Annotated in this window: 2 protein-coding genes; both read right to left on the bottom strand. The window is 74.7% G+C overall.

What is annotated here, in order from left to right; translation table 11 throughout:
- A partial coding sequence (locus ABZ646_RS46405) for a flavodoxin family protein (protein WP_360533769.1) occupies positions 1–387 on the bottom strand: 387 nt, incomplete at its 3' end.
- 52 nt (positions 388–439) lie between these two features.
- Positions 440–1,541: lipase family protein (locus tag ABZ646_RS46400; protein ID WP_360533766.1), on the bottom strand; the 1,102-nt coding region annotated here is incomplete at its 5' end.

Raw genomic sequence — 1,541 nt, 5'->3', positions numbered from 1 at the left:
GGGCTCGCCGGTCACCGTGACCGGTTCGGCCGCTTTTCGCCAGTCGAGGCCGGTGGTGATGGTGTCGAGGGCGCGCAGGGCGCCGGTGACGTCGTTGCCGCCGTGCACGTAGGCGCCGAAGGGGCGGCCCCGTGTCCCGTCCAGGCACGGGTAGTAGATCTGGTCGAAGAAATGCTTGAGGGCCCCGGAGAGATATCCGAGGTTGGCCGGGGTGCCGAGCAGGTACCCGTCGGCCGCGAGCACGTCGGAGGCGGTGGCGGACAGGGCCGCCCGCCGTACCACCCGCACCCCCTCGATCTCCGGGGCGGTCGCCCCGGAGACCACGGCCTCGAACATGGCCTGGCAGTGGGGCGAGGGGGTGTGATGGACGATCAGCAAGGTGGGCACACCCGCAGCCTGCCCGCGCCGGCCGCCGTCGGCAAGCGGCGGCGGGCACCGCTCACGGCTGTGCGGGCATGGTCCAGCAGTTGGAGACGGCCGGCACACCGGAGAGCCGGGCGGTCAGCCAGGCGATGGCGTCGCCCTGGTCGGTGAGCAGGGGTGCCAGATGGTTCAGCAGGGCGCGGCCCGCGTCCGGCAGCACGACCGGCACATACGTGACGTCCGCGCCTTCGCCGCACCAGTCGACGGCCAGCTGCCGGGCCTGCGCGTGCGGTACGAGGTCGTCGCTGACGCCGGTCGCGAGCCGTACCGGGCCCGCCGGCGCCGTCCTGCCGATGCGCTGCCCGTCCAGGAAGGACCGCAGCGCCGGCTCCTCGGCGATGACGTCGGAGATGGAGCTGCCGTCGCTCGTCCAGGCGGTGCTGTGCTGGGAGCCGTAGGCGAGGAGCGCGTCTGCGACACACATCGTCGACAGGTCGGTGAGGGCGGCCCGGCCCGCCGCGCCGAGGTGGGAGTCGACGATCGGTTTCAGCGCCGGGTCGGACTGGACGAACCCGTTCACCGCCCAGCCGAGGGCACCGGCCAGGTCGCTGCCGTCGATGGCCGCGGTGACGGCGGTGAGGTCGGCCGGCGGCGCCCCGGAGTAGGTGCCGGAGAGGGCGACGTCCGGGGCGTAGCCCGGCTGGATCTCGGCGGCCGCGGCGGTGGCGCCGCCGCCCTGGCTGTACCCGAACAGACCCACCCGGGAGGCCGCGGTGACCGAGGCGCCGGGCACGCGCCGGGCGGCCCGTACGGCGTCCAGGACGGCGTGGGCGCCGTCCAGCCGGTTGACGTAGGTGTGCAGCCGGTCGGTGGCGCCGAGCCCGACGTAGTCGGTGACGACGACCGCGACGCCCTCGGCGAGCAGCCGGTAGACGGACAGGTCCTCGTAACCGACGGACACCGTCCGGCCGTTGAGGAGCAGCGGGTGCTCCAGGCCCATGGAGGCGGCGCACTGGTCGCCCTGGCCCATGGTGCCGGGGGCCACGGCGACCAGCGGACGGGCGCCGGGGCCGAGCCAGGGGAGCGTCGGTTCGAGGTAGGCGCCGGTGACCGCGACCGGCCGGCCGGCCGAGTCGGTGGACTTGTACATCAGCCGGGTCGCGGTGCCCGGCAGCGGT

This window comes from Streptomyces sp. NPDC007162, from assembly GCF_040634175.1.
GTDB lineage: Bacteria > Actinomycetota > Actinomycetes > Streptomycetales > Streptomycetaceae > Streptomyces.
This window is presented reverse-complemented; position numbering and strand designations above follow the sequence as displayed.